The organism is Muribaculum gordoncarteri (genome assembly GCF_004803695.1).
Lineage (GTDB): Bacteria > Bacteroidota > Bacteroidia > Bacteroidales > Muribaculaceae > Muribaculum > Muribaculum gordoncarteri.
Genome location: NZ_CP039393.1, coordinates 641,929 through 662,372, shown reverse-complemented (window position 1 = coordinate 662,372; position 20,444 = coordinate 641,929). Strand labels below are relative to the sequence as shown.

18 protein-coding genes and 1 pseudogene are annotated in these 20,444 nt (G+C 50.9%); 11 read left to right on the top strand and 8 right to left on the bottom strand.

Annotation, left to right across the window (positions count from 1 at the left end):
- Positions 1-18 precede the first annotated feature (18 nt).
- From E7746_RS02860 to E7746_RS02855, 3 genes and pseudogenes are all read left to right on the top strand, one after another.
- Positions 19-464 (top strand): annotated as a pseudogene (locus tag E7746_RS02860) (ABC transporter ATP-binding protein); the annotation flags it as partial.
- Complete coding sequence (locus E7746_RS15375) at positions 465-704, top strand: hypothetical protein (protein ID WP_394347701.1); 240 nt, start codon at positions 465-467, stop codon at positions 702-704.
- A gap of 15 nt (positions 705-719) precedes the next feature.
- Positions 720-3,035: an ABC transporter permease gene (locus tag E7746_RS02855; RefSeq protein WP_136409766.1), complete on the top strand. Its 2,316-nt coding sequence runs from the start codon at positions 720-722 to the stop codon at positions 3,033-3,035.
- Between the two features lie 66 nt (positions 3,036-3,101).
- Here the strand turns inward: E7746_RS02855 and E7746_RS02850 are convergent, their stop codons facing one another.
- Positions 3,102-3,512, bottom strand: a complete 411-nt coding sequence (locus tag E7746_RS02850) for a hypothetical protein (RefSeq protein ID WP_123396139.1) — start codon at positions 3,510-3,512, stop codon at positions 3,102-3,104.
- A gap of 189 nt (positions 3,513-3,701) precedes the next feature.
- Here E7746_RS02850 and bioB point away from each other — a divergent pair, with 189 nt between their 5' ends.
- From bioB to E7746_RS02825, 5 genes are all read left to right on the top strand, one after another.
- The gene (gene bioB, locus E7746_RS02845) at positions 3,702-4,661 is read left to right on the top strand and encodes a biotin synthase BioB (RefSeq protein ID WP_123396140.1); all 960 of its coding nucleotides are present in this window, start codon (positions 3,702-3,704) and stop codon (positions 4,659-4,661) included.
- A 2-nt stretch (positions 4,662-4,663) separates the two neighbouring features.
- Complete coding sequence (locus tag E7746_RS02840; protein ID WP_238337313.1) at positions 4,664-5,173, top strand: sigma-70 family RNA polymerase sigma factor; 510 nt, start codon at positions 4,664-4,666, stop codon at positions 5,171-5,173.
- Positions 5,174-5,251: 78 nt separating this feature from the next.
- Positions 5,252-6,091, top strand: a complete 840-nt coding sequence (locus E7746_RS02835; protein ID WP_123396142.1) for a FecR family protein — start codon at positions 5,252-5,254, stop codon at positions 6,089-6,091.
- Entirely contained in the window at positions 6,081-8,714 is a 2,634-nt protein-coding gene (locus tag E7746_RS02830; RefSeq protein ID WP_136409765.1) for a TonB-dependent receptor, read from the top strand. Before E7746_RS02835 ends, E7746_RS02830 begins: the two co-directional genes overlap by 11 nt.
- Positions 8,715-8,719: 5 nt before the next feature.
- Positions 8,720-9,661 (top strand): DUF4249 domain-containing protein, encoded by a 942-nt coding sequence (locus E7746_RS02825; RefSeq protein WP_123396144.1) that lies wholly within the window; start codon positions 8,720-8,722, stop codon positions 9,659-9,661.
- Between the two features lie 21 nt (positions 9,662-9,682).
- On the opposite strand, the gene E7746_RS02820 is transcribed toward E7746_RS02825, so the two are convergent.
- From E7746_RS02820 to E7746_RS02790, 7 genes are all read right to left on the bottom strand, one after another.
- Positions 9,683-10,054 (bottom strand): 2-amino-4-hydroxy-6-hydroxymethyldihydropteridine diphosphokinase, encoded by a 372-nt coding sequence (locus E7746_RS02820; RefSeq protein WP_123396145.1) that lies wholly within the window; start codon positions 10,052-10,054, stop codon positions 9,683-9,685.
- Positions 10,051-12,192, bottom strand: a complete 2,142-nt coding sequence (locus E7746_RS02815; RefSeq protein ID WP_123396146.1) for a Tex family protein — start codon at positions 12,190-12,192, stop codon at positions 10,051-10,053. Before E7746_RS02815 ends, E7746_RS02820 begins: the two co-directional genes overlap by 4 nt.
- Positions 12,193-12,200: 8 nt before the next feature.
- The gene (locus E7746_RS02810) at positions 12,201-13,370 is read right to left on the bottom strand and encodes a metallophosphoesterase (protein WP_168184281.1); all 1,170 of its coding nucleotides are present in this window, start codon (positions 13,368-13,370) and stop codon (positions 12,201-12,203) included.
- Between the two features lie 49 nt (positions 13,371-13,419).
- Positions 13,420-14,598 (bottom strand): acyltransferase, encoded by a 1,179-nt coding sequence (locus tag E7746_RS02805; RefSeq protein ID WP_136409763.1) that lies wholly within the window; start codon positions 14,596-14,598, stop codon positions 13,420-13,422.
- Between the two features lie 103 nt (positions 14,599-14,701).
- Complete coding sequence (locus E7746_RS02800; RefSeq protein ID WP_370640276.1) at positions 14,702-15,796, bottom strand: RluA family pseudouridine synthase; 1,095 nt, start codon at positions 15,794-15,796, stop codon at positions 14,702-14,704.
- A 28-nt stretch (positions 15,797-15,824) separates the two neighbouring features.
- On the bottom strand, positions 15,825-16,472 hold the full coding sequence (locus E7746_RS02795; protein WP_136409762.1) for a PASTA domain-containing protein: 648 nt from the start codon (positions 16,470-16,472) through the stop codon (positions 15,825-15,827).
- A gap of 318 nt (positions 16,473-16,790) precedes the next feature.
- Complete coding sequence (locus E7746_RS02790; RefSeq protein ID WP_136409411.1) at positions 16,791-18,596, bottom strand: IS1634 family transposase; 1,806 nt, start codon at positions 18,594-18,596, stop codon at positions 16,791-16,793.
- Between the two features lie 275 nt (positions 18,597-18,871).
- On the opposite strand from E7746_RS02790, the gene E7746_RS02785 reads away from it, so the two are divergent.
- The 3 genes from E7746_RS02785 (at position 18,872) to rpsO (ending at position 20,399) form a co-directional block, all read left to right on the top strand.
- Positions 18,872-19,678 carry an outer membrane protein assembly factor BamD gene (locus E7746_RS02785; protein ID WP_123396151.1) on the top strand — a complete coding sequence of 269 codons (807 nt, stop codon included), beginning with the start codon at positions 18,872-18,874 and terminating at the stop codon, positions 19,676-19,678.
- A 25-nt stretch (positions 19,679-19,703) separates the two neighbouring features.
- A complete protein-coding gene (locus E7746_RS02780; protein ID WP_123396152.1) occupies positions 19,704-20,036 on the top strand; it encodes a DNA-directed RNA polymerase subunit omega in 333 nt (110 codons plus the stop codon).
- 87 nt (positions 20,037-20,123) lie between these two features.
- Positions 20,124-20,399: a 30S ribosomal protein S15 gene (rpsO, locus tag E7746_RS02775; RefSeq protein WP_123396153.1), complete on the top strand. Its 276-nt coding sequence runs from the start codon at positions 20,124-20,126 to the stop codon at positions 20,397-20,399.
- The last annotated feature ends 45 nt before the right edge of the window (positions 20,400-20,444 follow it).

Genomic DNA, 20,444 nt, shown 5'->3' with positions numbered 1-20,444 from the left:
CACTAAAAAACAACTATCATGATTAAGATTGAAAATCTCAGCAAAGTGTTCCGTACATCGGAAGTTGAAACCGTAGCGCTCGACAAGGTAAACATCAATGTCGACAAAGGCGAGTTTGTAGCCGTAATGGGCCCCTCGGGATGCGGCAAGTCAACGCTGCTCAACATCCTCGGACTGCTCGACAACCCCACCGGCGGAAGTTACAAGCTCAATGACACCGAAGTGGCCAATCTTAAGGAAAAGGAGCGCACACGCCTGCGCAAAGGCGAGATAGGATTCGTGTTCCAGTCGTTCAACCTCATCGACGAGCTTAACGTATTTGAGAACGTGGAACTGCCGCTCACCTACATGGGACTCAGCGCCTCGGAGCGCAAAAAACGCGTGAACGAAATGCTGAAGCGCATGAACATCAGCCACCGCGCCAAGCACTTCCCCAGCAGCTCTCGGGAGGTCAGCAGCAACGTGTGGCAATAGCGCGCGCCGTCATCACCGATCCCAAGCTGATACTCGCCGATGAGCCCACCGGTAACCTCGACTCGAAGAACGGTGCCGAAGTGATGGAACTGCTCACCGAGCTCAACCGTCAGGGCACGACAATCGTCATGGTGACGCACTCAAAGCACGACGCGGGATATGCCCACCGCATCATCCATCTCTTCGACGGAAACATCGTCGCCAACGTGTCAAACGACAACCAACTCTAACAGTCGACCAGCTACATGAAACAGCTATATTATTCGTGGCGGGCCATGTCGGGTCCCGGAAACTCCAACGCCATCAAGATAATATCGGTGGCACTGGGACTGCTCATGACAATCCTGCTCATGTCGCGCATGGCATTGAACCATAGTTTCGACACCTGCTACGACAATCACCGGCAGCTCTATCAGCTGTGGATGCAGTACACCATCAACGGCAATACTCTCGACCGGCAGCAGCAATGTCTGGGAAAACTTGCGGGAGCCATCTACGAGGAACTGCCCGAAATGGTTGTCGCCGCCACGACTACCAACCGCAACATGGGGCAAGGTCTTTTTCGGGGTGACACAAAGTTTTCCGAGAAAGCGATAGCCGCCGACTCACTGTTTTTCAAGACAATGGGCATCGAGGTGTTGAAAGGCGACCCGGTGACCGACCTCGCCCAAAAGGATGTCGTGTACCTGAGCGAAAGTTACGCACTGATGATATTCGGCGGCGACGACCCCATAGGAGAGGTGCTTAAGTACAACAACGAGTGGGAACTCACCGTAAAAGGCATATACCGTGACCTGCCCGACAACGTAACGGCCCCGCATAAAGCCGTTATATCCATGCCCACGCTTTGGAGCCGTGAAAGGGGCAACTACTCATGGAACGGAGGCGACAGCTGGCCCGAATTCATCAGGGTAGCCGACGGTGTCGATCCCGTGGAACTCAACCGCCGCATTAATGAGATGTTGCAGAAAAATCTGCCCGACACCGAGTCGCTGCAGCTCGTAATCGATGCAGCACCGCTCACCGACACCTACATGAGCAACGACGAGGTGAGGCGCATGGACCGCATAATGCTCGTGCTCAGCCTGGCCCTGCTCTTCATCACGACGCTGAACTACGTGCTCATCACAATAGCGTCACTGTCAAAGAGGGCCAAGTCGATAGGCATCCACAAATGCAACGGTGCCGGAAGCCCCACCATATTCAGCATGTTCATCATCGAAACTCTCATGGTGCTCGGCTGCGCGCTTGTGCTCATGGTCATCCTCACACTGGTGTTTGGCGACATGATAAAGGACACTATCAACATCACGCCGAAGCAGATGCTTGAGCCGTCACGGTTGTGGGTACCGATAAGCATAATGCTCATATTCGTGCTCATTGGCGGAATCATACCGGGACGCATATTCAGCCGCATCCCTGTCAGCAACATATTCCGTCGCTTCAGCTCGCGCCGCAATCCGTGGACGCGCACGCTGCTCTGCGTCGAGTTTGCCGGCGTCACATTCATTGTGTGCATGATGACCGTAGCCGCTTTGCAATATCATGAGGTGATGAATCACGACCTCGGCTACAATCCCGAGCGTGTTGTCATAGCCGAGGTGCCGGGACAAACCGCAAAGGAGGTGGATGCGGCCTACAATGCCCTGCGTGACCTGCCCGTGATTGAAGGCCTGAGCGCGTCCTACTACAACCCGGTGTGGGGCTACAGCGGAATGATGGTGTCGGACAATAGCGGCAACGATCTTTTCTCGTCACGTTACGATGACTGCATCAACGGTTACATCGACTTCATGGGCATGACCTTGATTAAAGGTCGCGAGCCGAGGGACGATAACGAAATAGCGGTCAACGAGGAGTTTGCGCGGCTCATGAACTGGGGCGATGACATCGTGGGACGCATCGTGCCCGAAAGCAGCAAAATCGCCAAGCATCCCGTGACAGTAACGGGACTGTTGCGTGACTTCAACATAGGCGGATTCTTTGAAGAACCCATGCCCTACCTGATGTTCTACAACCGATACTTCTACCCGACGATGTATCTGCGCGTAAAGGAGCCGTTCAAGCAAAACTTCCTGCAGCTCGAAGAGTCGATGAAGGAGCTGTTTCCGGCCTACGACATTGAATTCTCACTGATGGAGAAGGAGATATCCGACACTTACGAAAACGTGCGGCAGTTCCGCAACGCCACCGTCATGGCCTGCGTGGTAATCCTCTTCATAACTCTCATGGGATTCATCGGTTACATACGCAACGAAGTGCAGCGCCGAGGCAAGGAGATAGCCATCCGCAAGGTGAACGGAGCCGAGTCACACCACCTGTTCAGCCTGCTCATACGTGACATCGTGTCGATTGCCGTTCCGTCGATAATCGCAGGTGCCGTTGCGGCTTGGTTTACAGGCAAAATATGGCTGGAGCAGTTCACCATTGAAGTCAACTTCCTCGCCGGATACTACATTCTCGCATCGATTGCCGTGCTTGTCGCCATAGTGCTTTGCGTCTATGTCATGACACGAAAAATCGTGAACGAGAATCCTGTAATAAGGCTTAAGAATGAATAACCCCCGGGGCTGTGTCGGAACGTGGTCTTAGAGCCGGTTCGACAATAAACGTTAACGGTAGCGCGGTCAGTCGGTAAACACCGGCAGGCCGCGCCTTTTTATGCGCTTGGTGTCGACCCTTGTCACGGCAGGATCCTTTATGGCATAGGTTATGATGATGGAGTCGCCCTTGTAGAGCGAACGCAACATTCCCTTTCGCGTGGTAAAGTCATCGTGATACTCCACACCGTCGACAGTGTAGGCGAAATATATCGTATAGGAGGTATAGGCGGGCTGACGGTGAACACGATGCCTTATTCGCTGATAGCGCTCCTCATGGTGACGGCGCTCGACCTTCTCTATCACAGCCTTGACATCAACCGACCCCTCTTCAAGTAGCCGATTTTCACGACAGGCCCTCACGGCTATTGACGCAATCACGATTACCACCGCCGCGATTACGCTTGCAATTATAATGCGCTTGACTTTTGTTGACATAGCAGTTGGGAATTTTGAGCGCAAACTTAGCTAAAAAATATTAATTAATCGGCATCGGCCGGGCATTAGTTCTCGACTTATTCGTATCTTTGGCTAATGTCTTAGATACTCTCGCTCGACAAAAGCAAAATAAATTTTCTTTTGTTCTCGACTTATTCGTATCTTTGTTTAACCAACATTATCTTCATCATGCTTGAACGATTGAAAAAAGAGGCTCTCAACGGCAATCCGGCAACTGTGGACGATGCTCTGAAGCTGAACGAATCCTATTCTGCCGACATGCTCGCTGACGCAGCCGACGAAATACGCATCCGATGGTGCGGCGATGTCATCGACACCTGCTCGATAGTCAACGCCCGCTCGGGACGATGCAGCGAGGACTGCAAATGGTGCGCGCAGTCACGCTTCCACAATACCGGCATCGAGGAGTATGACTTCGTGCCCGAAAATGAAGCCATGCGCGCCGCAATGCTTAACGAAACCCACGGAATAAAACGATACTCACTCGTGACGAGCGGACGCAAAGTAGCTCCGCGTGACATGTCACGCTTCTGCGACCTCTACCGCAAGTTGGGCGAGTCGACGGGGCTGTACTTGTGTGCATCCATGGGATTGCTCAACCGCGACGAACTGATGCAGCTCAAGGAGGCCGGAGTAAAGCGTTATCACTGCAATCTGGAAACCTCGGCAAGCTACTTCCCCTCGCTTTGCTCCACCCACACCCAAGCCGACAAACTGAAGACAATAGCTCTTGCACGTGAAATAGGACTTGATGTGTGCTGCGGAGGCATAATAGGCATGGGCGAATCGATGCGCCAGCGCCTTGAACTTGCCGAAGAGGCCCGAAATGCCGGTGCGGTATCCATCCCGATCAACATCCTCAACCCCATAAAGGGTACCAAGCTTGAGGACACTCCGCTATTGTCGGAGGAAGAGATAATACGCACCGTAGCACTGTTCCGCTTCATCGCGCCCAAGGCAACCCTGCGCTTTGCCGGAGGACGCATGAGGCTGTCGCCCGAATCGATGCGACGCATAATGCGCGGCGGAATGAACGGTGCGCTCATGGGTGACATGCTCACCACAATAGGCAACAGCGTGGCCGACGACAAGCAACTCTTCAGTGAAACCGGCTTTAAGGAACAATAGTCATGGAAGTCCGGGCATTTGAACTTCAGTACCGCACTCTATATCGCCCGCTCGGCATGTATGCCCTGCGAATAACAGGCGACATAGATAGTGCCGAGGATGTAGTTCAGGAAAGTTTCGCCCAGGTGTGGGAAAGCCTCAACCGAGGCACCGAAATATCCGACCTGCGCCGATACATGTACACCGCCGTGCGCAACAACGCATTGATGGCCATGCGCGGCAGCATCAACAAGGTGAGTTTCGACGAATCCTACTCCGACCTGCCGCTTGAAGAGGCCATTGACACCTCGGAGCGTGACTCGCGGCTGTGGGGCGTCATCGACAAGCTGCCCGATCAGTGCCGTAACGTGTTCCTCATGTCGAAGCGCGACGGAATGACCTATGCCCAGATAGCCGAAGAGCTGAATCTATCAGTGCGCACTGTTGAGCATCACATAAGCAAAGCCCTTGAACGACTGCGTGATGCGGTCAAGGGAGCAGCTCTGCGCATATATTTTTGGATTTTTTGTTGAAAATTTTTCAATTTACGATAGGGGTATTTCGACAAATGTGCATCATGTATAGTAAAACACAACAATTAAGTTTATTCTATGCAGGAAAATAACATAAATCTCACATCGGCCGACGAACGTTCATTGCAATTTGTAGCCCGTCATTATCGCCAGGGAGCATTCGATGCCGGACAGGCCTGGAGCAAGCTCGACATTCCGTGTACGAGCAGCTACTATCGTCGTCGCGTCATAGCCATAGCGGCTGCCGTAATTGTGATTGTGGGATCGGCATTTGTCATTCGACATCTCATCAATTCGTCATCATCATTGGCTGAACCGCATCCCGTAACGCTGGCTTGCAATGACGCCAACACCACCTATCTGCTTCCCGATGACTCACGTGTCACGCTGACACGCGGAGCCAAGTTGACCTACGACATGTCAACATTTGCCGAAAAGCGTGACATAACGCTTGACGGCCGTGCATTCTTCGATGTAACGCACAACGAGTCGTCGCCATTCACCGTAAACACCGATGTAGCCACAGTGACTGTGCTCGGAACACGATTTGCGGTGGACGATGAGTCACAAAGCACAATCGTGCAGGTGCAGGAGGGAAAAGTGGAGGTGACATGCCCCAGCGGAACCGCGACACTCGAGCGCGGCACAATGGCCATAGCCACCGACAGAGCACTTAAGGTTCAGGCAATCGACGATGTAAACGCATTTGCATGGGTCGACGGCAATGTCGAGTTTGACAACATGCCTCTGAGCAAGATTGCAGGCACAATCGAACGCGTTTACGGAGTCACTGTAACCGGACTCCCCAAAAACGACCCCTCATTAACTCTTTACTTCAAGGGCGATGCTCAACAACTCGTCAACGAAATAAACTCCCTGCTCGGAACACAATTAAAAATAGCGGACAATGCGCAATAGGTTGGCATTGTTGTTGATACTGACCTTGGCAGCCGTAGCTTCGGCCGCCGGGCGTATCACAATCAATGTCAACTCACAACCCATAAAAGAGGTGCTCAAGGAGGTTAAGGCGCAGTCGGGCATCAACCTCATCTACATAACATCGGACATCCCCGACCGCAAGATAACCCTGCATCTCGAAGACGCAACACTGAAAGAGTGCCTTGACGCAATATTAAAGGACACGCGTGTCACTTACAGCGTAAAGGACAACAATATAATACTGCGACGCGAAGCGGTATTAAGCCCCAAACGGGTAATAAGCGGTTTTGTACGTGAGGAGGAATCGGGAGAGGCTGCCATAGGAGCCATCGTGCGTGACGCCAACTCGGGAGCGTTCACCACAAGCAACAGCAATGGCTTTTACAGCCTGCCCGTAACCTCTTCCGAAGCTGACATCAATGTCACGCTCACCGGCTATACCCCCATTTCGATACGCCTCGACTCGCTTAAGCTCGACAATCGACTCGACATAACGCTCACGCCGTCGGGCAAGCTCGACGAGGTAATAATAGTGGGCGACAAGAATTCCGAACTTACATTTGAGTCGCCGGTCATCGGCAACCTCTCCATGAACCGCTATTCGATCACATCGACGCCAACGCTGTTTGGCGAAAGCGACATCATAAAGTCACTTCAGTTCCAACCCGGAGTGATTCCCGGCGTAGAGGGATTTTCCGGGCTGCAGGTACACGGCGGAAGCGACGACCAGAACATGTATCTGCTCGACAACGTGCCGCTTTATCAGGTAAATCACCTCGCAGGGATGTTGTCGTCGTTCAACACCGATGCGATAAACAATGTCGACTTCTACAAGTCATCGTTTCCGTCACGCTACGACGGGCGCCTCTCGTCGATAATCGACATACGCACACGCGACGGCAACCTGACGCGCCGTCAAGGCAGCTGGAAAATAGGATTGACATCGGGAAGCTTCAACATCGAAGGCCCCATAATAAAGAATCGCATGACCTATACGATTTCGGTGCGCCGATCGTGGTTTGACCTGCTGTCGATACCCGGCATAGCCATATATAACGCGGCCATCAATGAAAACAAGAGCAAGATTGTGTCACGTTACGCATTCACCGACTTCAACGCCAAAACCACCTATCACTTCAACGACCGCAGCCGCCTGCACCTGATGGTCTACTACGGCAACGACTTCTTTAAAGGCGGCACCAAACGAAAGCACCGTCACGACAAGGATCTTGAGGAGTCGAGCGACATAAGCACCCTCGACTGGGGCAGCTTCATCGTGTCGGCCAACTGGAATCATGTCTACACTCCACAGCTGTTTGGCGAGATATCGATGTCATTTTCACGTTACAACTCGATGCTGAAGCGTAAGATGAAGTACAAAAACACATTTCTCAACGACCTCATCTCATCGACGACATCCAAAATCCATAATCTCATCGACGACTATTCGCTGCGAGTAAACTACGACTGGCAACTGACTCACAGCCACCATCTGAACTTCGGCGTCAACTACACATATCACGTATTCATCCCCTACCTCACCGAGTTCATCAGGAAAGTCAACCACAACACCAACACCTCCACGACACTTCAGTACAGCTCTCACCCCCATGAGATGAACCTATACATCGACGACGAGTGGCACATTAACCGGCATTGGGCCATATTGGCGGGCGTGTCGCTCAGTTCATGGATCAATCCTGGCAACAAAGACTACCTCAAACTTAATCCGAGGGTATCGGCGATGTATCGTCCGATACCTTCATTGTGTGTGAAGGCTTCGTTCACACAGCTGTCGCAGTACAACCATCAGCTGCGTGAAACAGCCTTGAGTCTTCCTACCGACATGTGGATTCCGATTGCCGGCGACTTCAAGCCGCAGAAGAGCCGCAAGGCATCGATCGGAGCCTATTACAACATCAACAACCGTTACATGCTGTCGATGGAAGCCTACTACAAGCGAATGTACAACCTCATCGACTATCGCGACGACTACTATTACTACCCCTCCAACACCATAATCTATGAAAAGCTGACCGTAGGCGACGGCAAGGTGAGAGGCATCGACATGTCGGTGCGCAAGACCTTCGGCAACATAACGGGACACATCAGCTACAGTATGCTATGGAACGAGCGACGGTTTGAAAAGAAGAACAACGGACAAAAATTTCCATCGGCCTACGACAACCGTCACAAGGCCAACATCGTGGCCAACTGGCGCATAAACGACCGTTGGGAAATAAACGCCGGATGGACGATAATGAGCGGCAACCGCATAACGCTGCCCACCAAGAGCTATAATCCGCTTCCCGGAACCAACGAAATAACAGGCAGCTGGGAGAACGAAACAATAGACTACATCACATCGATCAACAACTACCGACTACCCGCCTATCACCGACTCGACATAGGCGCCAACCTGCACGTAAAAGGTGTCAACGGCAAAGAGGGTGTGTGGAATTTCAGCCTCTACAACGCCTACTGCAACATGAACGTTATCGCGATAAGGAAGCGCATGCATGCTCCAGGCAAAGGTGCCGTTTACGAGAAGCTGCGCATGATTCCACTGATTCCTTCGGTGTCCTACACCCTGAAATTTTAACCGCCATGTCACGAATAAGACTCATCATACAACTCATCGTAACCACTGCACTCGTCACGGCATGCACATCGACTATCGACATCGATGAAAACGGCTCACAGGTGCTTGTGCTTAACTCGCTCGTCACCCCCGACGCAACAATATCGGCAAGCATAACGCGCACATGGAACCACAGCGAGAACCGCCCCGATGTAACGCAGGATGACGCGGTAGTGATATTGAGCTTAAACGGACAGATTTCATCGCTGATGACATTTGATGCCGAGTCGAAGCTATACACCTCACCCGTAACGGCTCATGAAGGTGACATAATAACAATCACGGCGTCACACTCCGACTACCCTTCGGTATCGGGCACTTCGGAAATTCCCAAGAAAGTGGAAATTGAGTCAATGGAAGGCCGCGTACAGAAACTTATCGACACCAATCACATAATAATCGATCCCGACAACCAAACGAGGTACGGCTACCTCTACCGAATCTACTACACATTGAGTTTCAACGACCCCGAGGGAAGCGACGACTACTACTATCTCGCCCTAAACGGAACCACGGGTGGGGCCGACGAGGACTTCGACCTGTCAATTGACGACATATTCTCATCCAACGAGTCGATTCTCGATGAATCATTCTCGGCGGGCAACAGAATACCATTGTTTCGTGACATATCGTCGGACGGAGAAACGATACACCTGAGTTTCATCCACAATCTGCGTACATCCGACACTATAGACAAAATCGAGGAAAAGGTGACGCTACACCACATAAGCAAGGACTACTACACCTATCTGATGTCGGTACACCGCTCTCACTCGGGCATAAACAGCATCCTCGGCAACCTCGGACTTGCCAACCCGGTGAAGGTCTACACCAACATCAACGGCGGTGTAGGCATCATGGCCTCGGCGGCCGGATGCTCCAAAAGCATAGTGCTTGAAACTGAATAACGTTTATTGTCGAACCGGCTCTTACTGAAACATCATGCGATAGCCGCGCAAGAAATAGTCGCGTGACAACTCCTTGGGCCTCACGACCGAGTCATTCCAAATTACTATGTCGAGGTCAATCACCACTTTTCCGGTAATCTTGGACTGAGGTGTGCGCCCGCACTTCATCTCCCACTCCTTCATCAGCTTTACAGCATCGTCCAGCGACATGCGGGTCGATGCCGAAGCCACACAATTAAAATAGGGATCGTAACGCCTGCTGTACTCAGGGGTTTCGTAAATCTCGGACACCCTTACATCGTCAAATTGCTCTTCAAGCCACTTGACAGTGCGTGACATCATCGCTTCACGCTCGATGACATTGCTTCCGATGCTTACGACAAAGGCGTTCATCGCTGCGGCACCCCTTTCATAGTCAATGCTATGCGACCACGCTCGTAGTCGACATCGAGCACCCTCACCGTCACGTGCTGATGCACGCTCACCACTTCGGCAGGCGACGAGATGAACCTGTCGCACAACTGCGAGATGTGGACAAGTCCGTTCTCCTTTATTCCCAAATCGACAAAGCAGCCAAATGCCGTTATGTTGTTGACGATGCCGTTCAGCTCAAGTCCGGGCTGCAGGTCATGTATATCCTTGATGCGGTCGTCAAACTCCATCACCTCGACCGTTGCACGCGGGTCGCGTCCGGGCTTCTCCAGTTCAAGGAATATGTCGGACAACGTAGGCAATCCCACCTGCTTGGTGATGTAACGCGACAAGTCGACACTGCGTCGCATCGAAGCGTCCTTTACCAGCTTCTCGACATCGCCGCCGTTGTCGGCCGCTATCTGCTCGATCAGTTCGTAACGCTCGGGGTGCACGGCCGTGTTGTCGAGCACATTGTCGGCACCGGGAATACGCAGGAATCCGGCACACTGCTGAAATGCCTTTTCACCCATGCGCGGAACGCTTAGCAGCTCCCGGCGGCTGCGGAAGTCACCGTTTTCAGCTCGATAAGCCACAATATTGGAAGCGAGTGCCGGCCCGATACCCGATACATAGGAGAGCAGCTCACGTGACGCAGTGTTGACATTGACGCCAACCATATTGACACAGCTTTCCACCGTATAGTTCAGGGCCTCCTTCAACTTATTCTGGTCGACATCGTGCTGATACTGCCCCACCCCTATCGACTTGGGGTCAATCTTCACCAATTCGGCAAGAGGGTCAATCAATCTGCGGCCAATCGACACGGCTCCACGCACCGTGACATCGTAATCGGGGAACTCGTCACGCGCAACCTTGGAAGCCGAGTATATGGAAGCGCCGTTCTCGCTCACGACAAATATCTGAATCTTGCGGGGATAACGCAGCGACTCAAGGAACTTCTCGGTTTCGCGGCTTGCCGTGCCGTTACCTACGGCTATGGCATCGATGCGGTAGGACTCCACAAGACGGCTCAGCTTAAAGGCGGCTCCGTGGAAATCGTTCTGAGGCGGATTGGGATATATCACCTCGGTGTGCATCAGATTGCCCTGCTCGTCAAGGCATACAATCTTGCAACCGGTGCGGAAACCCGGATCGATGGCAAGCACTCTCTTGCGTCCCAACGGAGGCGCGAGAAGAAGCTGACGCACATTCTCGGCAAACATGGCTATCGCGGCATCGTCGGCACGCACCTTGGCGGCGGCCAACGCTTCACTCTCAATCGACGGCTTTATAAGACGCTTGTAGCTGTCCTTCACGGTGAGTCGCATAAGCGAGGCTATCTTATCGGATGTACCGGCCTTTACAAACAGGCGTGACAGTCGGTCGACCATCTCGTCATCGTCGATTGTCACCGTGACCTTGAGAAATCCCTCATCGGCACCGCGCAGTATGGCCAGGAGGCGATGGGATGTGCAGGTGCGCAACGGCGAAGAGAAATCGTAGTAGTTTTCGTAATTTCGACCTTCCTCCTCCTTGCCCTTCACCACTTTGGACGATATCACGGCATTGCGCATGTAACGCGACCTTACGATTGAACGTGCTTTTTCACTTTCGCTCATCCACTCGGCTATTATGTCACATGCACCGTCTATGGCGCTGTCGACATCGGGTACATCGTCGTTCTTGAATCGCTTGGCGGCACTTGCTGCATCGTCGAGATTCTGTGCCATTATCATGCGTGCAAGCGGCTCAAGCCCCTTCTCGGCGGCCATCTGGGCACGTGTGCGCCTGCGAGGGCGGAAAGGCATATATAAATCCTCGAGTGTTGCCGAATCGAGAGTTTCCTCTATGCGGCGTTTAAGGTCGGCAGTGAGCTTACCTTGCTCCTTTATGGTGTCGATAATAGTTTCCTTGCGCTTGGTCAACGCCTTCAAAGCTTCATAACGCAGCTGCACGTTGTGCACCCCGACTTCGTCAAGGGCTCCGGTAGCCTCCTTGCGGTAACGGCTTATAAACGGTATTGTCGCACCGTCGTCAAGGAGTTTTATAGTTGCCGCGACCGACTTGCGCGGGATGTTCAGTTCTTGTGCAATAATAGAGGAATAGTCATTAGTCATGGATATAATCAATGAGCTTTTCGTAGTGTTAATACAGTTATTTCGGGAGTCGCACCGATACGTGCCGGCAAGGCCACCGTACCGAGCCCGATGTTTACATAAAGTTTATGTCGTGAAGATAAATCGTCGTATAATCCGCCCCAATTGTCATATCGCCACTCGGCGGGCGACCATGAGCCTATCTGGCATTGCATGGCATGGGTGTGACCCGACAGCGACAGGGCAATGTTGACTGTATCGTTGTCGGCTATCTTTTCACTCCAATGGGCGGGATTGTGAGTCATCAGAATCTTGAATGTGCTGTCGGACTGCATGGGATAAGCCTTGTCGAGGTCGCCATACACGGTGAAAGGCGGGTCGCCCCAGTTCTCAACACCGATAAGCGCGATAGAATCATTTCCTCGTCTTATGTACTCCGACCGGTTGTTCATAAGATTCCATCCCATGTCACGTTGCAGGCGATACATCATGTTCATGTTTTCGCTCTTCATTTCGGCCGACGGCCATTTCTTATAGTCACCGTAGTCATGGTTGCCAAGAATCGAATATACTTCGTCGGCAGCCTTGAGCCGTGACAGAGGCTTGACCTGAGGCAACAGTTCATCGGTGCGACGGTTCACTATGTCGCCGGTAAACAGCACCAGGTCGGCGCGTTGATTGTTGATTACATCAACGATTTCGCTGACAAAAGTTGTGTCGGAGCCATAAGTGCCCACATGGAAATCGGAGAACTGAAGCACGCGATACCCGTCGAAAGCGTCGGGCAGGTCGGCAAATTCAATCTCCACCTCCTTTATCTGGTAGCGGGTGCGATTAATCAACGCACCCCACCACATAGTCAAAAATACAGCTACCGCGGCCACCGATCCTATAATGTTCATGGCCTTCCAACGCTTTCCGCGCCACAGTCGCGGAATGAGGCCGATGAAACTTATTATACAGAAAACGTATTTGGAGAGATAGACCGAGAGGTAGGTATAGAGCATCCACATCACGGCAAGCAACACTGCATCGCTGCCGCTTCGCCGAGGCAACGCTACGGTGACGATGATGAAGATGATGAAGAACAACGAGCTCCAGGCATAGGTCACACCGGGCCAACGCTTGCGCTCTTTATTCACGATGCATCGCCATATATAGATGTCGACAAAAACATTGACAACTATCAGGATTATCATTGTTAAAATAGGCAGACGCATATCGTTTTCGCTATGATTACCGGTTCAACTACTTTCGGCAATAACGGCTTGCCGACATCTTGTTTTTCAATGGATTGGCATACATGGTGAGCATCATCTTCTGCATATAGGCCATATCGTCGGCGGTCAAGTCGGGAACATCCTCCACTTTAGCCAACTGCTCGTCGATGTATCGCTCGAAGCCGGCCACATCGTCGTCATTGTAATGACGGGCAAACTCATCGGTGTCGTGCAGCTTGTCGTAGGCAATGTAGTTGATGGGGAATATCTTGAAACCCGAATGTATCTGGCAGTCAACCAACTGGCACACATCACGCGCTATCGAAGTCTTGTCAAGATCGTTGGGCAGCTCCTTAAGTTCATCGGTCAACGTGTTGCCTACAGTATAGTGTACTCGACCCTTGGGCTGAAGCAGTCCGGTTTCCATGCTGAAGAGGTCGTCGCGCTGCGACTTCTTGAAATCGGGATTGCGGCGTTTCAGCAGGAACTCACGAGCCTTCAGGTAGTCGTTGGGGTCATACTCATAGGAAATCGACACGGGCATAAGATTAATTTCCATCAGGTTGTCGTGGAAATCATGTCCGCCGGCCAATCCGAGCATCTTTATCAAGCTGTCCTGGGCAAGGTCGCTTGAATCTTTGCTTCGGCCCTCGCGCTCGGCAATCCACACCGACTGACGGCGGTCGCTTACGGCATAGTGAATGTAGGCCGACAGCTCGCTTGCTGCCTCCAGAGCCTTTGCACGAGGCAGATTACGCTTTACGATAAAACTCTTGTTGAGGCGCACGAGGTCGCTTATCCACTCGTAGATCAACAGATTGCTTCCTATGGCAACCTCAGTGGTGGGAAGTCCCGCACGCAGGAAGCACAAGTTAAGGAATGATGTGTCGAGCACTATGTCACGATGATTGGTGATGAAAGTATAGGCTTTTGAGCAATCTATATTCTCCACGCCGTCCATAGTTACGCCCGAAGTGGTTTTTGCAGCCAGCATCTCCAAGAAGGGCCACATTATCTTTCGCTGGAAAGTTTCTTTATCTTGTACCTGCAGCAGCTCCTTACAGAACTCCTGAAAATCGACCTGCGGCAGAACCCATTTTACGGCATGTTCAAAACCCGGTTCCTTTACAAGGTGCTCCATTTTTTCGTGGAACATACTGTCGGGATAGGGACAGATATCATTAAAAAGTTGTTCTTCCTTATTCATGTCTGTATTTCTATAATATATATGGAAATATCCAATTTCCTCAAAGATAACAATTTTACATTAGAAAATCATGAAGCACGGCAATTTCTTTACGAAATCTTAATCACTCGGAGCCCTGATTGTAGTTTCGCCACTTTTCAATGAGCTCCGTCATGTCGGGTGGCACAGGTGCCGAAAAAAACATTTCCTCACCTGTTTCGGGATGCACGAAGCCCAATGTACGGGCATGGAGCGCCTGCCGCGGACACACGGCAAAGCAGTTTGCCACAAATTGCTTGTACTTCCCTCCGGGGGTGCCTCGAAGTATCTGGTCGCCGCCGTAACGCGCGTCATTGAAAAGGGAATGTCCGATGTGCTTCATGTGAACCCTTATCTGATGGGTGCGGCCCGTTTCGAGCACACACTTCACCACGCTCACATAGCCGAGCGGCTCCACCGTGTCGTAATGTGTCACGGCATGCTTGCCATAATCGCCCTCGGGGAACACCGCCATCTGCAGCCGGTCCTTCAGGCTGCGTCCGATGTTACCCTCGATGCGTCCCGAAGCAGGGCGAGGCTGTCCCCACACAACGGCCACATATTCACGCTTGGTGGTCTTGTTGAAGAACTGCTTACCGAGATGAGTCTTGGCATCAGGCGTCTTGGCCACAACGAGCAGTCCCGAAGTATCCTTGTCGATTCGATGCACAAGTCCCATTCTCGGGTCGTTGACATCATAATCGGGATTGTCACGGAAATGAAATGCAAGCGCGTTTACGAGGGTTCCGTGATAGTTGCCGTGACCGGGATGCACCACAAGCCCGGCAGGCTTGTTAACCACGAGCAGATGCTCGTCCTCATACACAATGTCGAGAGGAATGTCCTCGGCTATTATCTCAAGCTCGTAACGCGGACGGTCCATGACTACGCTCACTACATCGAGGGGCTTTACACGATAGTTGGATTTCACCGGCTTGCCGTTGACGAGAATGCATCCGGCATCGGCGGCCTGCTGTATGCGGTTACGCGACGACTTCTCGATGCGCGCCACAAGAAACTTGTCGACACGCAGCAACTGCTGTCCCTTATCGGCTACAAAACGGAAATGCTCATATAGTCCGCCGCCGTCATCACCCTCGACACCGTCGACGCCTTCCAAGGCATCGAGTTCGTCGTCATCATCGGTCATCGGCTTACACTGCGGGGCTGAGTCTTGCATAATAAATGAAACGATTCTCGGTTTTTCATCAATCAAGGTCGAGCACTTCGGCCTCAGCATCATCGGCGACAGCCATGTCAACAATCGTGTCGGACGACTCCTCGGTTATACCCTGCCCCACAACAATGGTCAGCGAAGCCGAGGCGGGAACACGTGCTCCCGGATCCAGCTCGATACCGTTGAACCTGACACCGAGCACCAAATCCTTGTACTCGCTCGGAACATAAAGCTCCCTTATCTTCTCAAATCCAAGTCCCTCAAGGGTTGAACGTGCCTGCCGCAACGACATGTCGGTGAGGCTCGGCACCGAAATCATTCTCGGTGAAAAGGCATTTATGGTGAGATAGACGGTGCGGTTGGGCTTTACCTTGGCATTGACCTTGGGCGACTGCTCAAGCACCGTGCCGGGGCGGGTCGACGAGTCATAGATAGAATCGGAAAGCTCGGCACGAAGCCCGGCTTCGTCGAGCGCCTTCACGGCCTGCTCGTAGCTCAGTCCCTTCATGTCGGGAACCACGCGATATTCGCCGTGACCTGTCCACACATCCAATGCCACAAGTGTAAGCCAGATGATGCCACACCCGACAAGCACTATCAAAAACAGGTTGAAGAGTATCGGATGCTTTTTTATGAAGTCGACCGGCTTATTAGTCTTTTTGTCAGTTTTGTCTTCCACGCGTAAAATCAATTTATCGACAATCCCAGTTGTGTCAACCGACCCGGCGATTAATGCAAGAGCGGCCGACAAGAATGTCAGTTTAGAGTGCAAACTTAACTAAAAAAGCCGAAACGGGAGGCTATTTATATTAATTTTGTAGCTTAAAAAAGCTCAAATAGCGTTTTTCATCAAAAAAAGCGCACATTTTTCTGCTCCTGTCGCGATTTATTTTCCCATCTTTTACAGTCCAAAAACGAGCAAACCCTTTTGTACATTGGCGTGAAGCCATGTGCAAAAGGGTCTATATATGTAGCACTGGAATGGGGTTATCTATATTTAACCTTTTTTAATATTAGCAATAATCTGTTTGATTTTCTGACGAGTAACAATCTCGGTGTCGAGTCTGAAGCCGGCTTTGGCATGTAGGTCATCGGTAAGATCATCCCGTGTGAAGTTAGGCTTGTAGCCTTCTCCCTTGACTATGTTCATAGTCATTGACCGTAGTTTCTCAATTATAGCGGAGGATGTGTATTTATAGTTCAGTTCCTTTTCCATTATTCTGAAGAGCAGTAGTGTGATAAAGCAGACAATGAAGTGGGCCCTTATGTGTTCCGCCGTCCAGACGAAGACGGGTCGACCCTTGAAGTCAGTCTTGATGACCCTGAAGGCATCCTCCGACTCCCAGCGGTTATGGTTCAGTTCGATGATTTTCGTCACATTGTCAGACAGATCCGTACATATCGCATAGAAGCCGTCATATTTTTCTTCTTCTGATATGGCGTCAAGATTCAGGGAGACGGTTCTGAATACCGCAACCTCGCCGTCTTCTGTGGCGTAGGTCTCGGAAAGGAACCTGTCAGGGCTCTTATAAGATTTGGTCAATGTCCTGTTTCCACGTGCATTGCTGTCAGCCTTGTCAATCTCGCGTTGACGCAGGAATCGGAGGTAGTCGCGGTATTTGTATGAAAATGTCACAATCAATCTTTGAGAGAACTTTGTCTTTTCATTGACAATCCAACGCTCGCGATAAAAAGTGCGGTCTCCGTAATAACGGGCAGTATCGGCATCAGTCAGGTCAAACTCCAGTTCATCCTCGTCTGCATCCCGGTACCGCTTGTCTTTTTGTACCGTGTCGGACTTTACAAGTTTCCATCCTGTCGGTTCCAGACACCAGTCCCTGAGATTATCCTCCAGTTTCTTTATTGACTGCACCGTTATGAATGATCTTTCTGCTGTGGAGTTATATGACCGGTTGCCTTCAGAAGAGAGACCTCCGTCTGTACAGACTACAATCTTGCTGACCCCCATCTTCTCAACTATAATCTTTTCAGTTGGAATCAAGGTAGTCTGTTCGTTGGCATTGCCGGGATTGATGCACATCGCAACCGGCATGCCGGAGTTGTCGATGAACATACCCATCTGTACGATGGGGTTCGGTCGATGTTCCTTGGAGACTCCGTACTTGCGTATACGTTCATGAACGTTCCCTTTTTTGTCTGTCACATAGTCCGGATCGGCAGATTCTCTCTCGAAAAAATAGTTGGTGCAGTCATAGTACATGACGGTCGTATCCCGTTCGACAACCTTTGACGAATTAAGGAAAAGTCTCTTCTGGATGTATTCACCGTGTCTGTCCAGGATATCCAGACTCCTGTAGATATGCTGTTTTTCTATATCAAAAGGCTCGATATAGCTTCCGCTCCTGCGATAATTACCTAGTTTTGAAGCCGGTCTCAAAAGCCGTTCGTAGACCATCAGCTCCAGAACTTTGTTGAAATCGAAGTCGAACTTATGTTTACGTGAGATTGCCTCGCATATCCTGTCCATCCCGACCTTATGGTACAGCCGTTTAAGAAACAGATATCCGCTCTCGCAACTCTGAGCCTCGCCTTTTTCAATAAGCTTTGTGGGCGACAGACGTGATATTATCACCTGCCGGCCCTCCTTCTCCTGTGCCGTAAGCCTGGCGATATATCCCCTGGCCCATTCAACAGGATCTCTGTCTCCGCATCTCTGACGAACTTCCTCAAGCGTTCCAAGGCGCTCATGGATTCTTGAGGTACTTTTGCCGTTCTTGTCCCTGTATGCCTTCTGTACATAAAGGATGGAAGTCTTTTTTGTCTTGGTTATTTTCAGCTTCATATTATGCCGCCCTGCCGTTGATTGCTACACGGTGCTACAAAGATAGTAATAAAATTTGACACGTGCAAGCGTGCCAGCAAAAAAGATTCATGAAAATGCAACTGTCAAACTACCGAGTGCAAACTTAACTAAAAAAGCCGAAACGGGAGGCTATTTATATTAATTTTGTAGCTTAAAAAAGCTCAAATAGCGTTTTTCATCAAAAAAAGCGCACATTTTTCTGCTCCTGTCGCGATTTATTTTTAACTTTGCAGCTTGAATATTTGATTGCATATATGCGTAAATACATTTATATAACATTATCCGTTCTAATGCTCGCCCTCACATCATGCGGCGAGTACCAGCGAATATTAAAAAGCACCAATCCCGACGAGAAGCTCGACTTCGCGCGCCGTGCATTCGAGCAGAAGCGTTACACCCAGGCGACAACCGTGCTGACCGACATCGTAACGCAGCTCAAAGGCACCAAAAACGCCGAGGAATCGCTCTATCTACTTGCCCTCAGCTACTACGAGAACAAGGACTACTACAACTCGGGACTCTATTTCCACACCTACTACAGCCGCTACCCCAAAGGCAAATATGCCGAGCTTGCACGCTTCTACTCGGGCTACGGTTACTACCTCGACTCGCCCGAACCTCAGCTCGACCAGAGCGAAACCATAAAAGGCATCGAGGAGCTTCAGGCGTTTCTCGACTACTACCCGCGCAGCGACAAAGTGCCCGTGGCACAAAACGCGATATTCGAGCTTCAGGACAAGCTCACCCTCAAGGAGCTGCAGAATGCACAGCTCTACTACAATCTCGGCAATTACGGCGGCAACAACTACGAGTCGGCCGTGATTGTGGCCCGCAACGCCATAAAGAACTATCCCTACTCCAAGTACAAGGAGGAGCTTGAGATGCTCATACTGAAAGCACGCTATCAGGAAGCGTCACAAAGTATCGAGGAGAAGAAAGCCGACCGATTCCGCGATGTAGTCGATGAATACTACTCGTTCATCAACAACTATCCCGACTCGGAAAACCGCAAGGAGGCCGACAATATAATGAAGATTGCCAGCAAATACGTAAACGAATAAATCTCACAACTATACATTATTAATAATGGACTACAAGAAATCCAATGCACCCCTCACGACCACGACTCGTGACCTTATTAAGATGTCGGAGGACACCGGTAACATTTACGAAACCGTGTGCATCATCGCCAAACGCGCCAACCAGATTGCCGGCGAGATGAAGCACGACCTTGAAAAGAAGCTGCAGGAGTTTGCATCGCTCAACGACAACCTCGAAGAAATTTCGGAAAACCGTGAGCAAATCGAGATTTCACGCTACTACGAGAAGCTCCCGAAGCCCACACTGATTGCCACTCAGGAGTATCTTGAAGGCAAAATTCATTATCGCAACCCCGCAAAAGGCAAAAATCTCGACTAAGGATTTGGCCATAACGGGATAAATCACTACCTTTGTGCGCTCATTTGCGAGCACTATCATAATTATTAACTATTAATTCCTTTAAGAATGCATTTAAATTCTGAAGAAAAAGTAGAAATCTTTGAGAAATACGGTAAGGGCAAGACTGATACTGGCTCACCTGAAGCTCAGATAGCATTATTCTCGGTTCGTATTGCTCATTTGACTGAACATCTTAAGTCAAATCACAAAGATTATACCACTGCGCGCGCTCTTAAGGCACTTGTAGGTAAGCGTCGTCGTCTTCTCGACTACCTGATCAGAAAGGACATCAACCGCTACCGTGCAATCATCGCCCAGAAGGAGCTTGGTATCCGCAAGTAAGCCCTGCGCTCTACTTAAAGATTACATTGCAAGGCCGTCGCATCA